Origin of the sequence: Ruegeria sp. R13_0 (assembly GCF_017743995.1) — a bacterium.
Lineage (GTDB): Bacteria > Pseudomonadota > Alphaproteobacteria > Rhodobacterales > Rhodobacteraceae > Ruegeria.
Genome location: NZ_JAGHRB010000009.1, coordinates 199,781 through 224,741 on the forward strand (window position 1 = coordinate 199,781; position 24,961 = coordinate 224,741).

Here is a 24,961-nt window from a genome sequence, read left to right on the forward strand (position 1 = left end):
AATATCCCGAGGGAGGCGCGCGGCACGCGCGACGAGGGCAGCGCCCCCTGGATCGCTTCGGGAAAAACCCGAAACGTCTTAATACGGCATAGGATGCGCTTTGTGCGCCGCCTCGATCTCCGCCAGAACTTCATCGGACAAGCGCAGATCAACACCAGACAGGATATGCTCCAACTGCGCCACTGTTGTCGCGCCAAAGATGGCTGACATCATGAATGGCCGAGTCCGGCACCATGCCAGCGCCATCAATGTCGGGTCCAGCCCATGCCGCGCGGCGATCTGCAAATAGACATCAACCGCATCAAACACCCGCTCGGATTTACGACCGCCTAATTCAGGTGACAGTGACATGCGCGAGGCTTCGGGAATAGCTCCGCCCTGATATTTGCCAGTCAGCAAGCCCGTTCCCAAAGGCGAAAACGCCATCAGCCCCACATCCTCATGAACGCTCAACTCGGCCATGTCCGTATCAAACAATCGGCACAGCAGCGAGTATTCGTTCTGAACCGACGCCACCCGAGGGGCACCCATCTGCTCGGCCAGACGCAGCCATTGCGCCGTGCCCCAGGCACTTTCATTGGACAAACCAAAAGCCCGGATATTGCCCTTGTCGACCTGAACCTGAAGCGCCTCCAGACACTCCTGCATATTCTCAAGCACCTCATCGGTGTTGTGCCCCTTGGGCGAGAACGTCCAGTTCTGCCGGAACATATAGCTGCCGCGATTGGGCCAGTGAAACTGATAGAGGTCGATATAGTCGGTCTTCAAGCGCTTCAGTGAGCCCTCGATGGCCTCAGGAATCGTCTGAGCGGTGATCGGCGCGCCATCGCGGACAAAGCGAAGCCCCTCACCCGAGTGCTTGGTGGCCAGAACATAGTCGCCCCGGCGCGCGGCATTGGCCGCATTCCAGTTGCCAAGGATTTCCTCGGTCCGGCCAATCGTCTCTTTGGCGATCGGATTGACAGGGTACATCTCGGCGGCATCGACAAAATTGATCCCGGCTGCCAGCGCCAAATCCATCTGCGTATGCGCGTCTGCTTCCGAGGTTTGCGATCCGAATGTCATCGTCCCGAGACACAGATCAGACACCATGATACCGGTACGGCCCAAAGGCTTCATTTCCATTTGTCGCTCTCCTGATTTCCGCAACAGCCGGGCGCTAGGCTTCGGCTTTCTTTTCCCAACGGCCCGATTCCTCGGACCAGTATTGCGCTGAACACCCCGCGCCGGTCAGCGCTTTCCACTGGCCGCGCGCATGTTGAACGGCCTCCATGTCGTTGCCGTCGAACAGAATGCAAACCCGATCCAGCGCGGCGACCTCATCCGGGTCAATCGCGGCCCCGTCCACCGCCATCACGCAACTGGCATCATTTGAGGCCTGCATGTCCGACGTCAGCAGGATCGGTTGCATCGCATCATGCGCCCCACCGGCCCGTCCATGCGGCAGGAACCCGTCCTCAGGTCCCAACCACAGTTTTTCATCCAGCCAGTCCAGCCGCGCAGGATCAGTCCCCCGCACGGCGATTTTCCACCCGGCCTGACGCGCCTTGTCCAACAGGACCGGCAAAGTTTGCTCCAGCGGTTGACGGGTCAGGTGATAGAAATAGACGGCCCCCATGGGTTTACTCGAAATTGTCCTGCACAAAGCGGCTCAGCGCGCGCACGCCCCAGCCTGTGGCGCCTTTGGGGGCATAAGATGTCTCAGCCGCGACCGAGGCGACACCGGCGATATCGAGGTGAATCCATGGTATCTCTTCCTTGACGAAGCGTTGCAGGAACTGCGCCGCCGTGATCGAGCCTGCAGGCCGTCCGCCCACGTTCTTCATATCCGCGATCCGCGATTTAAGCTGCTTGTCATAGGCCGCGCCCAAGGGCAGCCGCCACGCGCCTTCGTCCTCGGCCTTGGCCGATTTCAGGAAGGCATCGCAGAAGGTGTCATTGTTCGAGAAGACACCTGCATTCTCATGGCCAAGTCCGATGATGACCGCCCCGGTCAGGGTCGCCAGATCGATCATACCGACCGGAGAGAACCTCTCCTGCGCGTACCACATCACGTCGCACAGGACCAAACGGCCCTCGGCGTCGGTATTGATGATCTCGACCGTGTCACCCTTCATGGACTTGACCACGTCGCCCGGACGGGTCGCATTGCCCGAGGGCATGTTCTCGACCAGCCCCACAAGACCGACCACATTGGCCTTGGCCTTGCGCTTGGCCAGCGCGCGCATGGTGCCGGCCACAACGCCTGCGCCGCCCATGTCCATGGTCATGTCTTCCATGCCACCCGCTGGTTTCAGCGAGATCCCCCCTGTATCAAACACGACGCCCTTCCCGACCAGAGCCAGAGGCGCATCATCCTTGTCGCCTCCATTCCAATGCATCACCACAACTTTCGACGGGCTGACCGAGCCTTGCCCAACGCTCAGCAGCGTGCGCATGCCCAGTTCGGCCAGCTTGTCTTCCTCCAACACCTCTACCTCGAGGCCGAGCGATTTCATCTCGTCCAGACGGTCGGCGAATTCGGTGGTGGTCAGGATGTTTGCAGGCTCATTCGTCAAGTCGCGGGTCATCCGCACCCCATCGGCAACCGCATACATCGGGGCGAAGGCAGCTTCGGCCTCGTCATGTTTGCCATGGCTGATCGTGACCGAACCTGCCGCATCGCTTTCTTTGGTCTTGTGGGCGTCGAAATCGTAGCTGCGCAGAGCGATGCCCATCGCCAGATCTTCCACACGCACCTGATTGCCCGCCATCACCAACAGGTCTTTGCCACCGGCCAGTTTCGCCAACGCAGCCCCCGCTTTGCGCGCCTCATCCGCTTCGGGGCGGCGCGGCAGGACCACGATGTCCAACGCGTGCGCAGCCATTCCAACCGGCCACGTCAGCGAGATCACATCCCCGGTTTTCACCTTTTCGAACCGATCGCTTTCCACCAAACGAACTACCGCACCGCGCGTCAGTTTGTTGGCACGACGCACGGCGGGACTCATCTTGCCATCGGCGGGAATGATGATTGCCACGCGCCCTTCCGCCTGCGCCATGGCATTCACGTCAAAAGCCTCAAAACGGATTGGTACCAGACTGCTCATAGCAAACTCCTCAAAATCTGTTCCCCAAGACCTAGCCCGCGCTGCGCGGCTTGACCAGATAGCAGTTTTCCCCGCCCGCCATTTGCATTAAGGTCCTGCAAAAATAAACGGCAGGCTCGGGGGAGATCTAAGTGGCACCAAACGGCAGGCATTCGCTGTCGCGCATGATGGCATGCATTGGCGATCCGGGCGTGAACCCCTGCGTTTCAAGCCCTGAGAGGGTCTTTCCGTGATCCTCGACCGCTATTTCGCGCGCCGCTTTCTTCAGAGCTTTGTGGTCATCGGCGGCATCTTTCTGACCCTGATGATTCTGATCGACCTGATCGAACAGCTGCGCCGCTTTGACGACTATGACCTGTCCGTCGGCCAGCTTCTGGGCCTGACACTGCTGAACACCCCCGCCGCGATCAGCGAGATGCTGCCCCTGCTGGTTATCCTGTCTACCATCGCGCTGTTCGTTGGGCTGGCGCGCACCTCAGAACTTGTGGTGACCCGCGCCACCGGGCGCTCGGGCCTGCGGGCGCTGGTGGCCCCCGTCACCCTGGCCCTGATGATTGGCATTCTGGCCGTTGCTTTTCTGAACCCGATCGCCGCCGCGACCTCGGAAGAGTTCGAGCGTCTATCAGATGCCTATCGCGACGATGGCAGCTCTGCCCTGTCGATCAGCCGCGAAGGGCTGTGGCTGCGCCAAAGCTCGGACAATGGCCAATCGGTGATTCATGCCAGGGGCACATCGAACGGGGATACTCTGGGTCTTGACGACGTGACCATCATCACCTTCTCGGGCGACGGAAAGCCGAACCAGCAGATCGTGGCCGAACGCGCCGAGCTGACCAACGGAACCTGGGTTTTGACCGACGCCAAACTCTGGCCGCTGCGGGACGACCTCAACCCCGAAACAAACGCTGTGTCCCATGACCGGCTTGAGCTGCCGACCTCGCTGACGCGGGAACGCATTCTGGACACGCTGGGCAAGCAGGATTCGGTCTCGGTCTACGATCTGCCCACGCTGATCCGCGATCTGGGAGAGGCCGGGTTTTCGACCAAGCAATATGAGGTCTGGCTGCAGGTCCAACTTGCCCGGCCCCTGTTTCTGGTCGCCATGGTCCTGATCGGAGCGGCCTTCACCATGCGCCATGTGCGCTTTGGCGGAACCGGTGTGTCGGTGCTGACGGCTGTTCTGTTGGGCTTTGCGATCTATTTCGTTCGCAACTTCGCGCAGATACTTGGCGAGAACGGCCAGCTTCCGATCTATGTCGCCGCATGGGCACCGCCCTTTGCGGCGATCCTGCTCTCGCTTGGCCTGTTGCTGCACGCGGAGGACGGCTGATGCGGCGTATTCTACCGTTTGCAGCGACCAGCCTGCTGGCCTTGACCTTGCCCCTTGGCCTGGCCGCGCAAAACCTGACCGATCCGACTGTCACCCAAAGCCCGGCCCAAGAGGAAGAACCGGCGCTGCTTGTGGCCGACAAGATCTTTATCACGCCCGAACGCAAACTTGTGGCCGAAGGCAATGTCGAAGCGTTTCAAGGTAACGTCAAACTCAGCGCCAATCGCATCGTTTACGACCGCGAAACCGGCGAGCTGACGCTGGATGGCCCGGTCCGCATTGATCAAGGCGGGCAATCGACTGTGCTGGCGGATTCGGCGCAGTTGGACAACGGGTTGCAGAATGGCCTGCTGGTGGGCGCGCGAATGGTGTTCGAGCAGCAGGTGCAAATCGCATCCGTTCAAGCCCGCCGCGCCGGAGGGCGCTATACGCAGTTCAGCAAGATCGCCGCCACTTCGTGCCATGTCTGCACCGATGGCCGCCCGCCTCTGTGGCAGATCCGGGCGCGCAAGGTCACGCATGACTCGCTCGAGCGGCAGCTTTACTTTGAGGGCGCGCAATTGCGGGTGCTGGACGTCCCCGTTTTCTACTTCCCCTATCTGCGCCTGCCCGACCCGACGTTGGAGCGTGCAACCGGGTTTCTGGTCCCGTCCATTCGCACCACCTCGCAACTTGGAACCGGGGTTCAGGTACCGTATTTCTTCAAAATTGGCGACCACAAAGACCTGACCCTGACGCCCTATATCTCGTCCAAAACGAAAACGCTTGGCTATCGCTATCGACAGGCTTTCGTGAATGGTCGGATCGAGATCAACGGCGCGCAGACCCGGGACGACATACAACCGGATCAGGATCGCGGCTACCTGTTCGCCGAAGGCTGGTTCAACCTGAAGAATGACTATCGCTTTACCTTCGATCTTCAGACAACCTCGGACGATTCCTATCTCGCCGATTACGGCCTACCCGATTTGGACCGCCTCCGCAGCGAAGTTGCGCTGGAACGGATCAAGCGCGACACGGCGTTCCGGACCAGCTTCATCCACTATAAGACCCTGCGTGACAGCGAAGATCAGGATGAAATCCCCTCGCGCATATTCGATCTGAACTTCCAAAAGCGCTATTTCCCAACCTCTTTAGGCGGAGAGGTTCGGGTAAACGTCATCGCCCACGCGCATGAGCGCACCAGCGATGAGGACGTGGTCGGACGCGACGTGGCGCGTACAACCTTTGACGCGGAATGGTTGCGTAGTTGGACCTTTGCCACCGGATTGCGGGCTGATGCGTCGTTCGGCGCCTCAATTGACGCGTTCAACATCCGCCACGACAGCAATTTTCCCACACAGGCCACCCGGACAACCCCTCGGGCCGCGCTGACCCTGCGCTATCCGATGACACGCCGCGAAAAATCCGGGGCGACGCAGTTTCTGGAACCTATCGTTCAGTTCGGCTGGACCAATGTTTCCGACAATGACGTGCCGATCGACGAAAGCACGTTTCAGGAATTCGACGAGGGCAACCTGCTGTCACTGTCGCGCTTTCCGGCAGAGGATCGCCGCGAGGACGGCGCAACCGCCGCTGTCGGCGTCAACTGGGCGCGCTATGGTCGCGGAGGCTGGCAGGCGCTTGCCACGGTGGGCCAAGTCTTCCGTGCGGATGCCGATCCGGATTTCACTCTGACTTCGGGACTGCAGGGCACATCGTCCGATATCCTGCTGGCCGGTCAGCTCAAAACCGCCAATGGCTGGTCTTTGGCCGGTCGTGGGATTCTCAACGGCGACCTGAGCTTTGCCAAAGCCGAACTGCGCGGAGAGTGGGCAAAAGAAGGTTCAGGCTTCACCGGCAGCTACATCTGGCTGGAACCAGACCCGGCTGAAAACATCGACGAGGAGATTTCCGAGATCTGGCTGCGCGGGCGCTATCAGGTTGACCAGAACTGGCTGACCCGGGCCGAGGTCCGCTATGATCTAAACGAATCCGAACCCATCCGCCTGGGCTTCGGCGTGACTTACCGGAACGAATGCGTTCAGGTTAACATGTCCGTAAGGCGACGCTTTACTTCAACATCAACTATTGAGCCTTCGACCGAATTCGGCTTTACCGTATCACTGACAGGATACGCCCTCGAAGGCGCTGGTAACACTTACAAGAGAACATGCAGTTGATATCAACTTTCTCACGGTTTCTTCGTTCCGCTTCGATCCGGCTGGTGCTTCCGGCCCTGGCTGCTACGATTCTGACTTTGACCGCGCCCCAGACGTTTGCGCAAAGCCTGTTTTCGCCTGCAATTCGGGTCAATCAAGACGTTGTCACCTGGTATGAGCTGGAACAACGGCAACAATTCATAAACGCACTCGGTATCGCTGGCGGGTCCGAGGCCGAAGTCCGACAGGCTCTGATCGACGAACGCCTGCGCAAACAAGCGGTGCGAGAAGCCGGGATTGAGGTCGCGCCCGAGGCGATTCAGGCCGGGGTCGATGAATTTGCGGCCCGAGGGCGCCTCAGCACCGAACAATTCCTGCAATTGCTGGCCAATGAGGGCGTCGATCCGGAAACCGTTCGCGATTTCGTCACTGACCAGCTGACATGGCGCAACTATGTCAGCGCCCGTTTTCTGTCTCAGGCCACCCCCTCCGAAGAAGAGATCAACCGCGCGCTTGGTCAGGGCGGCGGCGGTGGACTTCAGGTGCTGCTGTCCGAGATCATCATCCCAGTAAACCAACAAACCCTCGCCCAGACCGAGCTTTTGGCCGAAGAAATCGCCAATCTAGAAGGGTTCGACGCGTTTTCCGCAGCGGCGGCCCAATACTCGGCCGCAGAAACTCGCAACAATGGCGGTCGCCTTGACTGGTTGAACCTTTCTGGTTTGCCACCAGCGCTTCAACCCGTCGTTCTGGGCTTGAAGGATGGTGAGATCACCAGACCGATCGGCCTCCCCAATGCCATAGCTCTGTTCCAGATGCGTGGTTTGCGTGAAGTTGCAGCGGGCACACCGACTTATTCCGAGATTGACTACGCCATCTATTACATGGCCGGTGGCCGCAGTGCTGAGACCCTGGCAGCTGCAGCAAAACTACGCGAAGAGATCGACACATGCGATGACCTATATGGCATCGCAAAGGAACAACCTGGCGAAGTACTCAACCGTGTCGTCGCCGCCCCTTCCGAGATTCCACGCGACATAGCGATCGAACTGGCCAAGCTGGATCCGAACGAAGTCTCGACAGCGCTGACAAGCAACAATGGCCAAACGCTGATGTTCCTGATGCTGTGCAACCGCACCCGCGATCTGGGTGAGAACACCTCGCGCGCCGATGTGGCGAATGCCTTGACACAACAGCGCCTTCAGGCCCTTGCGGACAGCCTGCTGGAACAATTGCGCGCCGACGCCAGCATCATCGAACAATGAGCGCGCCCATCGCGCTCAGCTGCGGCGATCCGGCGGGCATAGGCCCCGAGATCGCCGCCAAAGCATGGGCGGAATTGCGCGACACCTGCCCCTTTTTCTACATCGGCGACGTCACGCACCTGCCATCAGGCACACAGACCCAGCTGATCAGCGACCCGGCCGAGGCCATCTCGGTTTCCCAAACCGTGCTACCGGTTTTGCAACTGAACTTCCCAGCCCCCAATACGCTCGGCCAACCCGACCCGGCCAATGCACCGTCGGTTATTGATGCCATCGAAAAGGGCGTTTCCCTTGTGCAATCCGGTGCGGCCTCGGCCCTGTGTACGGCTCCGATCCACAAAAAGGCGCTCATCGACGGTGCGGGCTTCTCATACCCTGGCCACACGGAATTTCTGGCGGCTCTGGCGGGCCGTGAACGGGTGGTGATGATGCTGGCCAGCGATCAGCTGCGCGTCGTGCCAGCGACCATTCACATCCCCCTCTCCCGCGTCCCGCAAGAGCTGACCCCGGCCCTGCTGCACGACACGATCGAAGTTACTGCAAACGGCCTGCGCGCCCAATTCGGTATTGAGGCCCCGCGCATCGCCGTGGCCGGTCTGAACCCCCATGCGGGCGAAGGCGGCAAAATGGGAACCGAGGAGCTCGACTGGATCGCCCCGATGCTGGCGAACCTGCAGCCCGAGGGCTACAGCGTCACCGGCCCACATCCCGCCGACACCATGTTCCACGCCGCCGCGCGCAGCCGCTATGACGCGGCCATCGCGATGTATCACGATCAAGCGCTGATCCCGATCAAAACGCTGGATTTCGACAGGGGCGTGAATGTTACCCTCGGCCTGCCCTTCATCCGCACCTCGCCCGATCACGGGACCGCATTGGATATCGCAGGGCAAGGCATCGCTAACCCAACCAGCCTGATCGAAGCGCTGAAACTCGCACAGAAGATGGCACAAAGCGCTTGATCCTTCACCTGGCTGGAAATATCCCCGCCGGAGGCAAAAAATCATTGGCGTTGACCCCTCCAATCGCGCCACGGTAACCGGATCATGAGCGCTATCGACACCCTCCCTCCCTTGCGTGAGGTCATCGCGACCCACCAGCTATCCGCCCGCAAATCGCTGGGCCAGAACTTTCTGCTGGACCTGAACCTGACCGCCAAGATCGCGCGCCAGGCTGGAGACCTCAGCACCTGTGACGTTTTGGAAGTCGGCCCCGGCCCCGGAGGGCTGACCCGTGGGTTGCTATCTGAGGGCGCGCGCAAGGTCGTGGCGGTGGAAAAAGACACCCGCTGCATCGCCGCTCTGAACGACATCGCCACCGCCTACCCCGGCCAGTTGGAGGTGATCAACGGCGACGCGCTTGAAATCAATCCGCTGGAACACCTGACCCCACCGATCCGCGTCGCGGCCAACCTGCCCTACAACGTCGGTACCGAGCTACTGGTGCGTTGGCTGACCCCGCCGGAATGGCCGCCCTTCTGGCAAAGCTTGACGCTCATGTTCCAGCGCGAAGTGGCCGAACGCATCGTCGCCCAACCCGGAAGCAAAGCCTATGGCCGTCTTGCGATTCTCGCTCAATGGCGAGCCGAAGCACGCATCGCCATGTCTCTGCCCCCCGGCGCGTTTACCCCTCCGCCCAAAGTCTCCAGCGCGGTGGTTCACCTGACCGCCCTGCCCGAGCCGCGCTATCCCGCCGACGCCAGCACCCTGTCCCGCGTCGTTGCCGCCGCCTTTAATCAACGCCGCAAAATGCTGCGTGCATCCTTGAAAGGCGTGGCACCAGATATCGAGGACCGCCTGATCGCCGCCGGCATAAAGCCCACCGAGCGGGCAGAACAGGTTCCGCTTGAGGCCTTCTGCGCCCTCGCACGCGAAGTAAAAAAATCCTAAAGCGTTTTGCGTTATAGCCGAGGCAAAGCCATCGAAATGCGCGTTCGACCATAGGGAGGGCCGCGTATTTCGATGCAAATCAAACGCAAAGCAATCTAGGCGCAATAAAGATCCCAAGATCAAAGCGTACGCATTCCGTGTGGTGGGACACACGCTAGGCCCCAGCGACAGCTGCGCTCGGGGCTAAACAACTATGTTGGGCGTACTTCGATCTTCCTCAACATCTTCCACGATGCAATGCAGAAGGGCCCCCTTTCGACCCATGCCGGACCTTTCAAACATATCGCACATCTTGTGGGCGAGACCGCTTTTGGGACATTCGCTACCAATGCAAAACCTCGTGGTGCTCGAACCCACCGATCTAAAGATATTGCCGGAATCAACCCAAACTAAGGGAATGTCGGTTTGCCTTATGTTTCTTCTTACGAACGCGAAAAGCAGCTCTGAAGACCGGCCGGCAACACCATCAATGCTCCGCTTTGATACAGTTTGAAGGAAAGATCTGCTTGGTCTGACGCCAAGGTCACGCTGTACGGTGTGGCACGCAATACCGCCACGTCTTCTGGCAATCGCGACAGGAGGTCTTGGCGTGGAAACAACACCAATACGGCGGGTGCATCATCACTGATCAGGGTTACGCCAGCTAAAATGCCGATCCATCCAAACAAAAGCAGCGTAACTGCGAGAACCGTGCCTCTAGTAGTCATGGATATGCTCCAAACGCTCTGTGCCGCCATCCAAGGCACGTATATCTGAGGCGAGATTGGTAACTTCTGTCAAGATGAGGTGGCGATGATCTGCAAAGCCCTGCCTGGCGTCGCTGTAGATCGCGCGTGGGTGCTCTGCATTCTCGGACACAATAGTAAACATGATGAGGTCATTTCCGGCAATTTCGACAAATTCCACACCAGTATTTGCCATTTCCTGCATCAACTGTGTCAGTGCACGATAGCGCACCGTCTCGACCTCAATCCCAGAGTTCGTTTTACCGATGACAGTCACGCCGTCGAAGCTCGACAAAGCCTCGACCGTTGCGCCAGAAACAATCATGCGAAGTGTCAGCGCGTCGGCTCCAACTTCAGACACCGCCGCCGCAATAACCTCGGCATAGGCCGCTTTCGCACGATATTCTGCGCCTAAGGCAATACGACGCTCGTGATCTCTTGGGCTTTGGCCTTCCGCATCCGCCAGAGCCTGCGCATCGGCGCGGAAATCCCATTTATACCACGGCACCTGTTGCAGAAACTCTGCGTAATCCTTTGCTTGTTGGGCAGATAGGTCGTCCGATTGGGCTCTGTCAGGTCCACGTAGCGCAGCAAAGAGACGGCCGACCGTTTCCTCATAAACGGCCTTTGCCAGAAGTTCCGCAGTGAAGCTGACGCCGATCACATAGACCATCTGTTTTGTCGCACCGTCTACCGGCCCAAGCTGACCCGAGTTCTTGGACAATGCGCAAACCGAATCCCAAAAACCCGAAACCCCTTTGATAAACTGATATTCATGCGGGTCACCCGTTTCGAGGACACGGGCGTAGTCCTCGTAGGCGTGAACGATATGCCATTCCGGATATGTCAAAAGCGTTCTGGTTTCCGAACGGTAGTGGGCGGGATCAAGAAGCGCTTGATAGGCTTCCGGCTCACCCTTTGGGCGGCACATAAGTTCTGCATAGGCCACCGGGGACAAAAGCCCAAGCACAACCACGACAACAAGCACGGTCAACCGCTTGAGCCATCGCCAGAGAAACCTCATGTGGGACGACCGATATTTTTGACCCCGGCCCAGACAGCCACAGCTCCGAGTGCCAAATGAGGTACATTCGCAAGGACTCTGCCCAGCGAAAAGTCCAGACCTGCGGAGGCGTTCGTAAAGATGCCGAGGTCCAGATAGCCGTAGCCGGTGAAGAACCCAAATACCCCGTCGCCGAGATATGCAGCGCCAAACAGGATCATGAACATCCGCGCGGCCCGGTGTGACAATAGCCCAGCGATCAACGCCCATAGCGCGGATGCGACATGCAGGGCATCATCGTAGATATCCAGCGCGAATATCCCGAAAGCCAGCCCGTCGTCGTCAGTTAGACCGGGAATATAGTTCAATGATGCCGCGATCATAAGCACCACGAAATAAACGAGGCAAAGTTTCTGCATTGAGGTCATAGTTGCACCAGATAGCTGTCCCAGAGATTATTGCGCAGGATCAGTTGCGGATCCAATTGACGCTTTTTCGCCGCAAAATCGGCCGCACCGGTGTAAGTCAGCGCGAATTGATCCAGACGCGCATGCGGACGGTAAGGAAGATAGTACGCACCACCGTCTTGCGCGATCTGATCAATCAGTTCTTCAGTCATCCGCTTCATGTCAGCTTCGGCGCGTTCGGTCATCTCCTGGCTAAAGGACATAACCGCAGCGATGCGCGGTGTTGTAGCAAATGACAGATCACTTTGGTCATCCTGCGCCACGTAGCGAAGCGTCACGTTCAGGAACTCTTGATAAGAGCCTGGGATCACGTCGCGGCACGCTTGCAAGAATGCGTCAAATGCATCGAAACTGACAAAATACTCATGCAGAATATCGGTGCGATCAGGATTTCTGTCGTCAAGCGTCACAACCGGTTCGTTAATCAGCGAATTGCGGGTCACCTCCCCGCCTCCCAGCACGGGTCCCAGGGTCGTTTCATTCCACCAGCGGAATGACTTCATCGTTTCATTGCCAAGCTGAGCGCGGTAGAGACGGCTCGCGACATGGGACATCCAGCCAGAGCCGGACGCAGGCGGTAGGGCCAATTGATCGTCGGTCTGCCGGTAGGTAACTAGCAAGGCCTGTTCGAAAAAAGTCTCCCGTTCGACGTTCAGGCGACCGTAAGCCATGGTGACAGCCGGGTCATCAATGGCGGCTTGGAACGCCGCAGGAAAGGCACTGGCGGCCATGGTCTCGAAGGTTGGAACGAGACGCGCGTTGGGCACCAAGTCGACCTCCAGATCCAGGATCACCCCAACAAGCCCATAGCCCCCCATTGCCATATTGAAGAGTTCCGCGTTCTCGATAGGTGAGCAATTCACCAGATCGCCGGACGGTAAGATCATACGGAACGACCGGACCGTCGCACCCATGGGCCCATATGGCACAGGCCAACCATGCGCATTGACGGAAAATGTCGCGGCCACGCCGAAATCATTGTTGGATTGCATGACCGCAGGCGACCAACCACTCGGGTCAAGGGCTGAAATAACTTCGGACCAACGGGCACCCGCGTGGGCTCTGTAGCTGCGATTAGCGCTGTCGATTTCCACCGAGCCGTTGTCAAATGTCACGGCTGTTCCGCCTCTTGGAATAGCCTGCCCGCCCATCGAATGCCGGGCCGCGCCGACGTTGAAGGCTCTGTTTGTCGCGCGAGCTTCTGCCAGTTCTTTACGAATGGCACCGATCAAGGTTTCATCCGCATTCTCTGAAAGAACCAGATGTTTGTGGATCGGCGTAGACGATAGCCCACTGGCGTCGTTCATGACCGTTTCAGTCGGCGTCTGGTCCAATCGCGAGGTGCCGTCAAGAACAGGCAGTCCGCTCCCGAGTTTGCGGGCAGCGACCCATCCTGCCGCTGCGCCGCCTAGGACAAGGGCTGATCTTCGTGTGAAAGGTTTCATATCTATTCACGCTCCTCTTTGTGGGGCTGCGTCATGCGATTCAACACGAAAACAAGCTCTGCTGAAAAGTCTGCAGGCGCTTCGAGGTGAGGGATGTGGCCGACATCTTTCATAATCGTGAGTGTCGAATTCGGGACAAGTGATGCGAGTTCCTTGCCCTGAGAAACCGGTGTGACCGTGTCGTTAGCCCCCCAAATCAACGCCACAGGGAGGTCAAGCGCGGACCAAGCCGTCGGCTTCAGGCTGACTGCATGGTCGGGGGTTGTAAACAGTTCCGGGATCCAATTGGAAACAGCGCGTGTATAGCCTTCGCGAACGATAGGTTCTTGCAGCACTTCTACCACATCGGGCGTTGCAGTGTCATCGCGATGCATGAAGTCCCGCAGGAATTTTCGGGTCAGCAATGGGTTCGAGGCTGTTGCCGCCGTCAAATACTCTCGAAGGACCGAATTGCGCAGTACTACCGGCGGTTGTTTCGAATTGTCACGATCGCTAAGCCCAATCGCCCCCGCCACAATCACGAAACCGGTGACCAAATCAGGTCGCCTCAATACGGCTTCCGATACTGGGCCCGCGCCAACTGAATGGGCGACTATGATTGGATTGTCGTCTAAGGTTTCCAACAGCGCAATGACACGGTCAGCCTGCGTTGATCTATCGAAGTCATTTCCGTCAGGATACTCGGACCAGCCAAAGGGCGGCATATCGAATGCTGAGGCAAAATAGTCGGCCTTCGACAACTCATACATGGTTTCGCGCCAAATCGCTGACCATGCGGCCGTGCCATGAGCAAACAGAACGCGAGGATTCTCTGCACTTCCTGTTTCGAGAATGAAAAACGAGCCTTCAGTCGTTTCAAGAAGCCGGCCCTCGTCGGGCAGCCCTGCAGCAAACGGCACTGTTTCACGATGAAATGCAGCCCCTCGAAATGCCAAAATCACAATCAAAAGAAGCGTCAGTAAAGAGACGACACTACGAAGAATCCATTTGCTCATAAATCTTAGTGCTCAGTTTAATTTCGGACCCACAATTGCATCCCTTGGTCCAAAGACAAGTGGGGAATCCCTGATGACGCGTGTCGCATTATGGAGAGAGACTAAAATGCTGGCCTTGACTTCTCTATCGTTTTTGCTGATATTTCTGTCATGACAGAAATTATAGACATGACCAAATCCGACGCCGCAAGCAAGTTCATCCTGTATTGGGGCGACATGGGCAATCAATGGGGCGTCAATCGTTCTGTGGCTCAGATTCACGCGCTCCTCTATTTAAGCTCCAACCCCCTGAATGCCGAGCAAATTGCTGAGGCGTTGGGCATCGCGCGATCGAATGTTTCGAACTCGCTCAAGGAACTCGTGAGCTGGCGGCTTATTCGGCGCGTACCCGTTCCAGGAGACCGGCGCGAGCACTATGAGGCCGAGGTGGATGTCTGGGAAATGGGAATCCGGATCGCTCAGGGACGCAAAGAACGCGAGATTGATCCGGCGACACAAGCCCTGCGTGCCTGCGTGGCTCAAGCAGAAACTGAAAGCGGACTGGACCCAACTGCGCTGCGGCGGATGCAAGACATGCAGGAGTTTTTGGCAACGGCCGACACATGGTTCCGCGATATGCTGACGGTACCTCGTCCTAAGTTGGTGATGTTGATGAAAATGGGCACCAAAGTTGTTTCGCTTCTCAACTTCGCCGGGGGTAAAAAGAGCAGCTAAAAAATTTGACTATCTATTTCTCTCATGACGGAAAAAACAGAATGTTCGAAACTAGAGACAAGCCCTCCCTACCCCGTAGGAAGCCGATTCAAACGCAATCTGATTTATCCAGTAACCAGGATCTTCGTTTCAAAAACCTGCTGGGAGCAGCCGCCTGGACACGTTTGCCAAGGGCAATCCAACGCCGATTCAGCAAACGACTTATGGATGATGCCAGCCTTGCCTATCAGGGCCGCGTGACTCAGATGCAGATGAATACCGTTGGGCGCGCGCTGGCCCTTGCGTTGCGCGCCATTGGAGCACCGTTGCCATTTGATCGTACCTCTATCGGTCGATCTGCGGTCGTAACAGTCACCGAAGACCCGGCAACAGGCGGGCAGTTTTGGATACGGCAATATGGCCGGGCCGCAGGGTTTCCCCAGATGGTTGGCAGCTCTAAGCGATTTGCCGGTCCGACCGGATTGGAAGAGTATATCGGTTTCGGTATTGGCATCTCGCTGAAGCTCGAAAGCACAACGAACGGTCTCTATTTCGTCAGCGACCGATATTTCCTGAAACTGGGCCAAAGGCGGGTTCCGATACCAAAATGGGCCGAACCCGGGAGGCTGGTGGTTGGTCACGAAGAACTCGGGCACGGGCAATTTCGATTCACCTTGGAGTTGGCGCACCCGCTTTTTGGACGGCTGATCTGGCAGGACGCGACCTTCCAGGATGCTGAGATCGTCAGGGGCATCCCGTCATGAAGGTCGTAATTATTGGAGGATACGGTGTCTTCGGATCCCTGACGGCCCGATTGCTGGCTCGTGACGGTCATCAGCTTTGGCTGGCGGGGCGACACCCTGAAAAGGGCCGCGCGCTGGCTCAAGAACTCGGCGCGCAGAATATGAAACTGGACATCCGCAAAGCACCGCAAGCACTTTTCGAGGTCGCGCCGGACGTGGTCATTGATGCAGCAGGGCCTTTTCAACATTATGGCGCAGATCCCTACACAGTCCCAAGGCTCTGCATTGCGCATGGCTGCAACTATCTAGACCTGTCGGACAGCGCCACGTTCACGAAAGGTATCACTACGCTAAACGCAAAAGCGAAGGTAGCAGGTGTATTTTTGCTGTCAGGGGCATCCAGCGTACCCGGCCTCTCCTCCTGTATCGTTGAGGAATTGATCGAACCCCTCGATGAAGTCGACCTTATCGATATTGCCATCCTGCCGGGCAACCGAGCGCCAAGAGGCATGTCTGTCATCAAGAGTATCGTGAGCGGAGTGGGAAGGCCGTACCACGTGTGGCGCGACGGCGCTTGGCAGGTCGCCATCGGATGGACAGATCGCAAAATTTATGAACTGGAACCGGGTATGAGACGCGCAGGTTATAGCGTCGAGGTTCCAGACAACATGCTTCTTCCCGAAAGAACAGGCGCAAAAAGCGTCATGTTTCGTGCAGGTTTAGAACTGCCATTAATGAACTGGACCCTGCATCTGTTGGCTAAACTCAGACAGCACGGGCGCTTCGAGATGCCAAGTCTGGCATATTCAGCACTCTACATCCTGTCCAAAGCGCTTTACCCCCTCGGCAGCGACCGCGGCGGTATGTTGGTCCGTGTTTCCGGGACGTCAAACGGTCAGAGCGTAACCCGGACATGGAAGCTGATCGCGGAAAAAGGGCACGGTCCCTTTGTACCCGGAGTCATGTGTCGCGCGATCTCAAGAGAACATAAAAACATAGAGGCGGGTGCACGGCCTTGCCTGGCAGAGTTGCCAAGGCCTCTGGTTGAGGGTGCATTGGCGGATTTGGAAATCCACACTGATATCATCGACTGTCCAATCAGTGAGCCTTTGATCCTCGAGAAGGTGAAAACCCGAAAGCGCATGAAACACAGACGGGCATGGCCAAAACCCGGCGACCCCTTGAAAGGGCCGCGACGCGAAGTGTGAACAATTCAAGATGTCGACCGGTTTCGAACCTTCGTCGCACACCCTTGGTGCTCCGGCGCGACCCACCAAAAAGCCGTCCACTGCGTGCGGAAGTTCAACCGCTAGACGACGTTACAGATGGCGGATTTTTGACATTGGATTCTCGGACTTTTTTGGCGCAGCATTCGCTCGCCCACGCGGCGCGGCTAACCGCATAGCCCAAGTGACAACGGAAAGCAGGAGCATCAGAAGCCCCTGCCATTCCGCGTCCACCGGGACCGGCTTAGTTTTGTGAGCCCTCCTGCGCCGAGGACCGCTGCGACCGCCCCAAGTTGATCAGGGACACACCGGCAAATATCAGATTCAGGCCGGCAAGAACCCCCAGCAAAACAAGGGACGTGCCATTGACGATACCGCTCAGGATCAGGCCTCCAAGCAGGAGGGCCATCGCACCGGACGCAATCATCAGCGCCATGGGCCGCTCGTGACGCGATCGAATGGCAATCACGATCCGCAACACGCCTTCGACCAGAAAGACCATACCAAGCGCTAGGGTCAGTGCCAGAACGCCGCCAAACGGATCAAACAACAGGACAAGACCTGCAAGCAGGTTTAGAACTCCAATGGCCAATAGCCAGAAGAACCCTTTCCACGCCTTCTCCGCAAAGGCGTGAATCGCGGTAACGGTGCCTCCGACCAACAGTGCCACACCGATAAAGGCTTCGACGGCCAGGGTGGACATAAGCGGGAAGGCTATGGCGCACAGCCCCGCACAGAGCATTGCGATGCCGAATACGATCAGCCAAGGCGGTCGAGGTTGCCAGCCGGCTGCCCCTTCCATCAATGCGGGTTTCGGCACGGTTTCATTAACTGAATCAGTCATATCGAACTCCGGGATCAGGGTTCAGGCGACCGATTTGTCGAGGTGATCGCGATAGGCGGCAACGGCGGCGTGCAGGGCCTCCCAATGGTTCTTTGCCTGATCATGCGCGTCCGTTACGGCGTCTTCGCCTTCTTGCTGGATGCGATCGGCAAGGTCGGTGACCTTGTCTTTTGCTTCCTGCAGATCGGATTGCAGCTTTGTTACCTGCTCCTGGGTCCACTTGTCAGTCGCTTCGCCCGCGTCCTTGACCTTCTGTTCGAACGATTTCAGCTCGTCTTCGACACGAGCATAGTCGTCTTTGGCTTTCTGTACGAATTCGGAAAACGTTGTCATGGTTCAGTCCTTTCATGGGTCATATGTTTGCTGGGCCCGTTTGAGCGCCATGACCCGGACCCTCGCAAATCCCGACCCTGCGTCCGAGTGAGTCACGGTTAAACCACCGCGCAGCCTTGTGACGCGGCCTCTCATCGGACAAAGTTGAACGACGGAGGGAAACATGCTTGCCGAAGTAAGCTCTGCCATAGATCCACGCGCCATTCAGGAACAGCTGAAGCGCATCCTCGTCAGCCCGCATTTCGCGGATACCACGCGTCTGAACCGTTTTCTGTCGCATATTGTCGACGAAGCGCTGGCCGGCCGGTCTGAGACGCTGAAAGGCTATGCGATCGGTATTGACGTGTTCGACAAACCCGAGGATTTCGACCCCACCATCGACACGATCGTCCGGGTTCAAGCCAACAAAATGCGCAGCCGGCTGGATCTTTATTACGCTCAGGAAGGGCGTGAAGACCCGGTGAGGATTCACATTCCCAAGGGGTCCTACGCGCCGGTGTTTGAGATCGCATTTGATCCCGAGCGCCGGGCGGATGCCAGCCCGCCCCCGGCGACGACCAGCCGGGTCGCAGTGGCGGTGATGCCCTTTGACAACCTGAGCGGAGACCCGTCTCAGGAGTATCTGGCCGACGGATTTACCGAAGAGGTCATCTCGGCCATCGCCCGGTTTCGCGAGGTGAGCGTATTGTCTCGGCACGTAACCTTTCGCTTTCGTGGGCGCGGCCGCGATCCGCGCGCAGTCGGCAGCGAACTGGATGTGCAGTATCTGGTTGAAGGTAGCGTGCGTCATTGGAACGATAAGCTGCGCGTGACCGCCCAGCTGATTGACGCGGAAACCGGCCAACAGGTTTCCACCGACACGTATGATCGCGACCTAAGCGCGGACAGCCTGTTTGAAATTCAGGACGACATCGCAGCCCGGATCGCCACGGAAATCGCGGAACCCCATGGGGTAATCCATCGAACGGGTGCCGTGCAGCGCAGCGCGCAGACGCATACACTGGACGCCTATCAGTGCAGGTTGCTGGCCAGCGAATACTGGCGTGAGCCTACGGCTGAAAAACACAAGAAGGTTCGCGATCTGCTGGAGCGCGCCGTTGAGATTGATCCCGAATATGCCGGGGCGTGGGGAATGCTTGCGATTGTCTACGGGGATGAAGTGCGCGGCGGTTTTAATTTTCGTAAATCGCCTCCACCCTTCGATCGCGCGCTGGAGGCCGCGCAGCGGTCGGTCGCTTTGGATCCGCTGAATGCCACCGGCCAACACGCGTTGTTTCTGACCCACTTTCATCGCGGCGAGTTCGAAAGCTTTGAAGAAGCCGCCGCGAAGGCCTTGCGCGCCAATCCGAACTATCCGGACATGTTGGCCGATCTGGCGGCCTGCTTCGCCCTGCGCGGCGATCTCGAACAGGCCGCAAGACTGAGCGCCCGCGCGATTGAGCTGAGCCCGAACCCGCCCGGCTGGTATCACGCAAGCACGTTTCTGATCTGTTTCATTAACGGCGATTACAGCGGCGCGCGTTCAGCAGCCCGCAAGGTCGGTGGTGGCATGTGGAACGGTTCTGAAGTGCTTGAACTTATGTGCGTTCCTTACACGGAACCGGATGCCGATCTGAATTCGGCCCTTTTGGCTCTGAAGACCAAAATTCCTGATGTAGACCGGTTTATCCGGACGCTATACACGATCTGGCACGTGCCGTCGGACATTTCAGACCAAATGACCGAGGCGCTGCGCACATCTGGGGCGCTGGACTGAGGTCCTGCAGATGGGGATTTAACAGTGACTCACTCTGCCCATAGGGTCGTTGCACATAGGAAAGTTCTGACATCGCAGCCAGACCCGGAAACAACCAATGCTTACTCTGCCTCAGCGCCTTGATCTGATGAAACTTGCAACCGACATCGCAAAGACCAAGGCTGGCTGGTCCGACAACAAGCCAGCCAAACTGGAAGAGGACATTCTGTCCATATATGAGCGGCTCAGGCCAAGTGTCGAAAGTGGCAGTGCCTTCGAGAATACCAGCATATCCGATGTGAAAACCGCCGTTGATGTCGCCTCGACCATCGATGGTTTTCTGGAATAGGCAGTCCTTGTTTTCAAAGCCGTGACTGCTGCTTCCTGTCCGGATGTTGTGTGTCTGCTAGCCGTTCAATCAGTTTTCAACTGTGATCGGCCCATTTCGGAACTTCGGTGCCGGTACAGGTGCCGTGCAGAAGCTTCCTGATGGGCGACATTGACGGACAAGAAGGCGAAACCGTCCGCAAAGCGACCGACCAAAGGACAAAACGAGTGCAGCCAGCATCCTAGTTCACGCCGATCCGGCGTTCGCGCAAAAGGTCTTCGACCTTTCGCGGAGAAACAAGAAAACGGATGAACGCGCCTTATGGCCTAGAGGTTTCGGGCCAACCCGCCGACGTTCCGATCCACGCGACGAAATCTATAGTGGGCCAACGCGTGCCAAACTTCAGGCGTTGGCCTTGGATGCGATCATTGAATTGGTATTTCCTGTCGCACATCAAAAGTGGTCCACTAGCGTGCACCTGTAGAAAACTTGACGGCTACCGGGTTCGCACCTTTTGCGCGCAGTTCCGCCACATGCTCACCCGGTTTGAGTGCGTCGACCCAGGCATCCAGATCTTTCGCGACCTTTTTACCGTCCAGATACCATTCAACAGACTTTACTGCGGTTCGCCCTGTGAATGTGCCCCAGAGGTGTAGCGGCCGGTCTGCACGCACCACCTGACCCTCTAAGGGATGAATGATGGCAAGCTCGGGCGGCGCCACGGGCAGTTTGACTGGCTTGGTGTCGGCCGTCGCGGTGGAATAGCCGTCATGCGCCAGAACCCTGATCCTGACTTTGTCGGCAGGGATGATGGCTGGGTCGATCTCCACTGAGTTGCCCGTCACACCAACCGTCAGGCCGTTCCAGCGTTCGCCATCAGCGGACCATTGCAGCCAAACATCAGGGGCGTAGCCTCGTTTGGCTCCATTCGTTTTCCAGGAAACCTTTAGACCAGATTTGCCAATACTTGCTTCGGCCGATGCTAGTTGAATGGGCCGCGCCGGGCGTTTGCGTTCCCATAGGGTCGTATCGCCCTGGCAAATTCGAATTGCAGTTCCGAGGTCGACATCACCCATTGCCGCAATGAAGTTGTAGGGCGGTTCAGCCGGATCCTTTTTGCCGCCCCCGCCGCAACCGCAGCCATCACCATTGGCGTCGTGCGTATCCATAGTGAAGACGGGCGCAGATGAGATCACCTCGTCGTTGTCACCGAGCAATTGGATAACAAGATCAGTGCGCGCGCCAGACATCCTTAGGGGTCGCGTTGGAACCCGCACGAGGCTTGCAACCGATGCTTGCATGTCTTTGTCAAGCGCTCCGACAATCGTCACGAATGAACGTATTTGGTCTTGCCGGTCGACTTCCATGTCACCTGCCCCTGTCGCATTGCCGCCAGAGACACCAGTTGCCAGTGCAACGGGGTCAAATTCGGCACGGTTCAGCATGTAGTTATGCGTAAAGATCGAAACCCAACGTGGGCCGCAATAGCCCATCAGATCCTCGCTGTTAGCCGGTCGGTGTATGGTCCCGTCATTTGTGTCGAGACCGTATTCGCCGATGCTCGCATCCGAATAGACTGTATTGCCGCTGGAATTGGTTGTTGTCATACCGGTATCATAGGGTTCGTACAGCGGATAGCTCGCGTTCGGTGTGCCAACCGCACCGCATGGGGCATGCGGCAGGCCCGCCTGATGGCCCAATTCATGCGCGAGCGTGACCGGATTGTTGGACAGGCCGGCACCGTTGCCGCCGCTGGCGCATCCTGTGTTGCCATGCGAGCGCGGGATCGCCGCATTCACCAGACCATAATAAAGCCAATCGCCCTGATTGCCGTCATTCGTGCGCGCATTGGCCACGAAATTGAGGATTGGTGTCCAGTTGGGATCGCATCCACCCGCCGGGAACATATTGTTTGTCAGCCCCTGTGTTGTGGTCTGACTGTCGATGATCCGCACGTTGGGTGTACTGCCCACCGGGAAGACCCGAAGCGCAAAACTGGTGTCAGCGGCCACCTGCGCTGCGTTGGGTGCTGGCAACGTAATATTCGCTCCGCCACCCATTGGCGGGCCTTGATAGCCGATCGTGACGGCCGCAACGCGCAACTCTTGCTCAAGGTCGACATCGACAAGCTGTTGGGCTGTGTCACTACCGCCATAGCAATCATCCGGCGAAGAGACGGTGATCGAAAGACGCAATAGCCCTGTCATAACATTTGCCGGGATGATGAAGTTCAGAGTCGCATCGATATCGCGCCGCTCTGCATCATAGCTGGAAAAACTGTCCTGGGCCGTCATTGGGGCGTTGAACGGTGGGATGTTGGCCACCGTGGACCAAACTCCGCCAACCCGGCGTTCCACTTGAAGTGTGCCGCCGACATTGCTGAGTTGCCCGTTGTCGAAACTCGGATCCTGTCCGCTGCGCAAGTAAGTCCGAACCCAGGCCGATTTATTGGCCACCAGTTGCAACGAGTTGTCTGGGCCGCGATCAGCCGGATCAGTCAGATGCTGGGCGGCACGGTAATACTGGATCGCCTGCGTTACCTCTATCCCGTCGATGGACAGGTCCGGCGGGTTCTGGAAGACAAGGTCCAGACCCTGACTGACGGTAGCTGGTTTGCATTGCCCGGTCGCGACGATTTCGACACGTACCTTTGTCGTCTGATTGAAATCGGTTTGATCAAAGTCCCAACGCCCCAGATCAGGGGCCGGTGCAATCTGTGCAATGACAGCACCGGTCTCGGTGTTCACGATGCGAACTGTCACAGTGTCTGCGGCACAAACTTTCCAGCGGATTTTGAGGACCTCGCCAGGCAACAGACAGTCGTCATTTTGATGCCCTTTGACGATGAACTTGAGGATATCAGCGCTTGTTCCTTCGAACTCAGCCAACATCTTTCCGCTTATGCGGTAGTCCAGAAAACGATCACAGACGTTGATGGTCTGAGCAGGCGGGATGATCGTCAATCCGCACCCCGCACTGGTGGGCACGACCACGCAGATGCGTTTGTCCGACCATGAGGTCGGCACCGCAATCGGGCCGGGATTCATCGTTCCATGCTGAGTGAACTGCACCTTCCCAGCTATTTCGCCAAAGCCGCATCCGCAAATAGCGACAGTATCACCAGGGCAAGCACGCTGTGGGTTGATCTCGGTCACGGTGTAGCAGTCGATACCGCACCAGTTCCGATAGGCATCTGTGATGCAATCCAAAATGGGCTGACGGACACAGAGGTGGCAGCAAGGTACCTGACCGCAGTGGGCCTGATCGGTGCAGATACACAGCACGTATTCCAACAAATCAATAAAGTGCCGCTCTGAATGAGGCTTTTTGCAGATCAGGTTGACGGCTGCTTCGTGTAGCGCGGTTAACACTTGGAAACGACATAGTTGCTCCAACAGCGCACCGACATATTTGACCATTGTTGGTCGGTGACCGCAGGACACATGCATGGCTGCGAATGCCATAAGGCTAATATCTTCGTCGGCGATCAGGGATTTTCCAGTCGGACAGACATGGTCGGAACAGCAGGCCGATTTATGTTTGGATTTGACCGGTTTGCAGTCGTCGTCATTGCAGTCATCGTCAAATATATCCAGCAACACGGTTCCAGCATCCTCGCCGGACGCGCCGTTACAGTTGCAACCCTTTGACGAAGTGGCGCAAAGGGCATTGAGCACATCCACATATCGCCCCTTGGCAGCAATATTGCCGTTCAGAACATGCCATGCGTCATCAAGCGCATTGCCGAAGATCGCAAGCGTTGGGCGAACGCACTCAAAGAGGTCCACGCGCTTTCGCTGCAACCGTCCAGCATCCACAAGCTCAAGTGCTTCCTCTATGTCATCCAAGATACTGTCTGGCAAAAATGGCTTGTCGGGTGCAACCCAGCTTAACGGGCGGTTCAGGTGGCAAATGAGCTCTTCTGCCGGAACGGCAACATCGAAATTGATGCCTTCGCTGCAGGAACAGACATCCACCTTGAGCCGGGCCTTGTGAATGCGCGTTCCATCACGATCAAGCAGCTTCATCCGAAGTTCCATGGGGCCTTCGCATCGGCAATCCTCAGGGAATTTGGACGGATCTACTGTGAGCACAAATCGGCCATCAGCGGCCGTCAATACACACCCCAAGTCGATCTTACAGTCATCTCGCTGGTGCCAGGCGTTGCCAAAAACGGCGCGAATCTTGACCAATAGTCCGTGTACCGGTTGACCGTTTTCCTTCTGAATGACACGACCAAAAACAAATTGAAATTGACTAGGCATAGCTGAAACAAGCCTCCGATTTAAATATGAACTTCTGCTGATTTCACTTGGGAATTGCGCCAAAAAGAGCGCTTTGCACCAATTGCGACCAAGCGTGATATGCAAATTTCAAATAAGGTTAATAACGATTAAATATGCTATTATTTTGCGCCAAAATCCCCAAAATGTCAATCAAGTGCCGCCTGCAGCGGCACGCGGAAAGGCATTTGGAGCAATGAACGCCGTGCCATTTCCGCACAGCGGGAGCTGTCGAATGTCACGCAATTCTGACGCGAAACCCGGTTTTCAGAACAATTTTACCGCGCATGCAGCCAGTAACACCGGCGGCCACAAGAGCCCTTCACCACCCACCTGCATTGCTGCGATCGTCGCCCGAGTCCGAATCCCCACCATGAACGCGCGCCTTTGGCTCGCCGGAGTTGCAAATCGTGATCACACTAGCCCT

22 protein-coding genes are annotated in these 24,961 nt (G+C 57.5%); 11 read left to right on the forward strand and 11 right to left on the reverse strand.

Going from position 1 to position 24,961, the window contains the following annotated elements; genetic code table 11:
• Positions 1-78: 78 nt before the first annotated feature.
• The 3 genes from J7394_RS13710 to J7394_RS13720 are packed head-to-tail and all read right to left on the reverse strand — an operon-like array spanning position 79 to position 3,089.
• Positions 79-1,125: an aldo/keto reductase gene (locus J7394_RS13710; protein ID WP_209253775.1), complete on the reverse strand. Its 1,047-nt coding sequence runs from the start codon at positions 1,123-1,125 to the stop codon at positions 79-81.
• 34 nt (positions 1,126-1,159) lie between these two features.
• Complete coding sequence (locus J7394_RS13715) at positions 1,160-1,618, reverse strand: DNA polymerase III subunit chi (protein WP_209253777.1); 459 nt, start codon at positions 1,616-1,618, stop codon at positions 1,160-1,162.
• Between the two features lie 4 nt (positions 1,619-1,622).
• Complete coding sequence (locus J7394_RS13720) at positions 1,623-3,089, reverse strand: leucyl aminopeptidase (RefSeq protein ID WP_209253779.1); 1,467 nt, start codon at positions 3,087-3,089, stop codon at positions 1,623-1,625.
• 229 nt (positions 3,090-3,318) lie between these two features.
• On the opposite strand from J7394_RS13720, the gene lptG reads away from it, so the two are divergent.
• The 5 genes from lptG (at position 3,319) to rsmA (ending at position 9,714) form a co-directional block, all read left to right on the forward strand.
• A complete protein-coding gene (gene lptG, locus J7394_RS13725; protein ID WP_209253781.1) occupies positions 3,319-4,419 on the forward strand; it encodes an LPS export ABC transporter permease LptG in 1,101 nt (366 codons plus the stop codon).
• Complete coding sequence (locus tag J7394_RS13730; protein ID WP_209253783.1) at positions 4,419-6,581, forward strand: LPS-assembly protein LptD; 2,163 nt, start codon at positions 4,419-4,421, stop codon at positions 6,579-6,581. The genes lptG and J7394_RS13730 overlap by 1 nt, the downstream gene beginning before the upstream one ends.
• Positions 6,572-7,825 (forward strand): peptidylprolyl isomerase, encoded by a 1,254-nt coding sequence (locus J7394_RS13735; RefSeq protein WP_209253785.1) that lies wholly within the window; start codon positions 6,572-6,574, stop codon positions 7,823-7,825. The genes J7394_RS13730 and J7394_RS13735 overlap by 10 nt, the downstream gene beginning before the upstream one ends.
• Positions 7,822-8,787: a 4-hydroxythreonine-4-phosphate dehydrogenase PdxA gene (gene pdxA, locus J7394_RS13740; RefSeq protein ID WP_209253787.1), complete on the forward strand. Its 966-nt coding sequence runs from the start codon at positions 7,822-7,824 to the stop codon at positions 8,785-8,787. Before J7394_RS13735 ends, pdxA begins: the two co-directional genes overlap by 4 nt.
• Positions 8,788-8,871: 84 nt before the next feature.
• The gene (rsmA, locus tag J7394_RS13745; RefSeq protein ID WP_209253789.1) at positions 8,872-9,714 is read left to right on the forward strand and encodes a 16S rRNA (adenine(1518)-N(6)/adenine(1519)-N(6))-dimethyltransferase RsmA; all 843 of its coding nucleotides are present in this window, start codon (positions 8,872-8,874) and stop codon (positions 9,712-9,714) included.
• Between the two features lie 422 nt (positions 9,715-10,136).
• Here the strand turns inward: rsmA and J7394_RS13750 are convergent, their stop codons facing one another.
• From J7394_RS13750 to J7394_RS13770, 5 genes are read right to left on the reverse strand one after another with little or no spacing between them, the layout of a single operon-like run.
• Positions 10,137-10,421, reverse strand: coding sequence for a hypothetical protein (locus tag J7394_RS13750; RefSeq protein ID WP_209253790.1), 285 nt, complete (start codon positions 10,419-10,421; stop codon positions 10,137-10,139).
• Positions 10,411-11,463: a hypothetical protein gene (locus J7394_RS13755; RefSeq protein WP_209253792.1), complete on the reverse strand. Its 1,053-nt coding sequence runs from the start codon at positions 11,461-11,463 to the stop codon at positions 10,411-10,413. The genes J7394_RS13750 and J7394_RS13755 overlap by 11 nt, the downstream gene beginning before the upstream one ends.
• Positions 11,460-11,861: a hypothetical protein gene (locus tag J7394_RS13760; protein WP_371812012.1), complete on the reverse strand. Its 402-nt coding sequence runs from the start codon at positions 11,859-11,861 to the stop codon at positions 11,460-11,462. Before J7394_RS13760 ends, J7394_RS13755 begins: the two co-directional genes overlap by 4 nt.
• A gap of 5 nt (positions 11,862-11,866) precedes the next feature.
• Entirely contained in the window at positions 11,867-13,354 is a 1,488-nt protein-coding gene (locus tag J7394_RS13765; protein ID WP_209253796.1) for an FAD-binding oxidoreductase, read from the reverse strand.
• 2 nt (positions 13,355-13,356) lie between these two features.
• On the reverse strand, positions 13,357-14,349 hold the full coding sequence (locus J7394_RS13770; RefSeq protein WP_209253798.1) for an alpha/beta fold hydrolase: 993 nt from the start codon (positions 14,347-14,349) through the stop codon (positions 13,357-13,359).
• Between the two features lie 168 nt (positions 14,350-14,517).
• On the opposite strand from J7394_RS13770, the gene J7394_RS13775 reads away from it, so the two are divergent.
• Genes J7394_RS13775 through J7394_RS13785 form a run of 3 tightly spaced genes read left to right on the forward strand, consistent with a single transcriptional unit; the run spans position 14,518 to position 16,993 of the window.
• Positions 14,518-15,063 carry a GbsR/MarR family transcriptional regulator gene (locus J7394_RS13775; protein ID WP_247748214.1) on the forward strand — a complete coding sequence of 182 codons (546 nt, stop codon included), beginning with the start codon at positions 14,518-14,520 and terminating at the stop codon, positions 15,061-15,063.
• A 41-nt stretch (positions 15,064-15,104) separates the two neighbouring features.
• A complete protein-coding gene (locus J7394_RS13780) occupies positions 15,105-15,806 on the forward strand; it encodes a DUF4166 domain-containing protein (protein ID WP_209253802.1) in 702 nt (233 codons plus the stop codon).
• On the forward strand, positions 15,803-16,993 hold the full coding sequence (locus J7394_RS13785) for a saccharopine dehydrogenase family protein (RefSeq protein ID WP_209253804.1): 1,191 nt from the start codon (positions 15,803-15,805) through the stop codon (positions 16,991-16,993). Before J7394_RS13780 ends, J7394_RS13785 begins: the two co-directional genes overlap by 4 nt.
• 262 nt (positions 16,994-17,255) lie before the next feature.
• Here the strand turns inward: J7394_RS13785 and J7394_RS13790 are convergent, their stop codons facing one another.
• Both J7394_RS13790 and J7394_RS13795 read right to left on the reverse strand, forming a co-directional pair.
• Positions 17,256-17,855: an HdeD family acid-resistance protein gene (locus J7394_RS13790; RefSeq protein WP_209253806.1), complete on the reverse strand. Its 600-nt coding sequence runs from the start codon at positions 17,853-17,855 to the stop codon at positions 17,256-17,258.
• Between the two features lie 21 nt (positions 17,856-17,876).
• Positions 17,877-18,188 carry a hypothetical protein gene (locus J7394_RS13795; protein WP_209253808.1) on the reverse strand — a complete coding sequence of 104 codons (312 nt, stop codon included), beginning with the start codon at positions 18,186-18,188 and terminating at the stop codon, positions 17,877-17,879.
• A gap of 163 nt (positions 18,189-18,351) precedes the next feature.
• Here J7394_RS13795 and J7394_RS13800 point away from each other — a divergent pair, with 163 nt between their 5' ends.
• Both J7394_RS13800 and J7394_RS13805 read left to right on the forward strand, forming a co-directional pair.
• Positions 18,352-19,944, forward strand: coding sequence for a hypothetical protein (locus J7394_RS13800; protein WP_209253809.1), 1,593 nt, complete (start codon positions 18,352-18,354; stop codon positions 19,942-19,944).
• A 97-nt stretch (positions 19,945-20,041) separates the two neighbouring features.
• Positions 20,042-20,272, forward strand: a complete 231-nt coding sequence (locus tag J7394_RS13805; protein ID WP_209253810.1) for a hypothetical protein — start codon at positions 20,042-20,044, stop codon at positions 20,270-20,272.
• A 446-nt stretch (positions 20,273-20,718) separates the two neighbouring features.
• Here J7394_RS13805 and J7394_RS13810 read toward each other — a convergent pair whose 3' ends face one another.
• Positions 20,719-24,099, reverse strand: a complete 3,381-nt coding sequence (locus J7394_RS13810) for a hypothetical protein (RefSeq protein ID WP_209253811.1) — start codon at positions 24,097-24,099, stop codon at positions 20,719-20,721.
• 57 nt (positions 24,100-24,156) lie between these two features.
• On the opposite strand from J7394_RS13810, the gene J7394_RS13815 reads away from it, so the two are divergent.
• The gene (locus J7394_RS13815) at positions 24,157-24,447 is read left to right on the forward strand and encodes a hypothetical protein (RefSeq protein ID WP_209253812.1); all 291 of its coding nucleotides are present in this window, start codon (positions 24,157-24,159) and stop codon (positions 24,445-24,447) included.
• Positions 24,448-24,961: the final 514 nt, after the last annotated feature.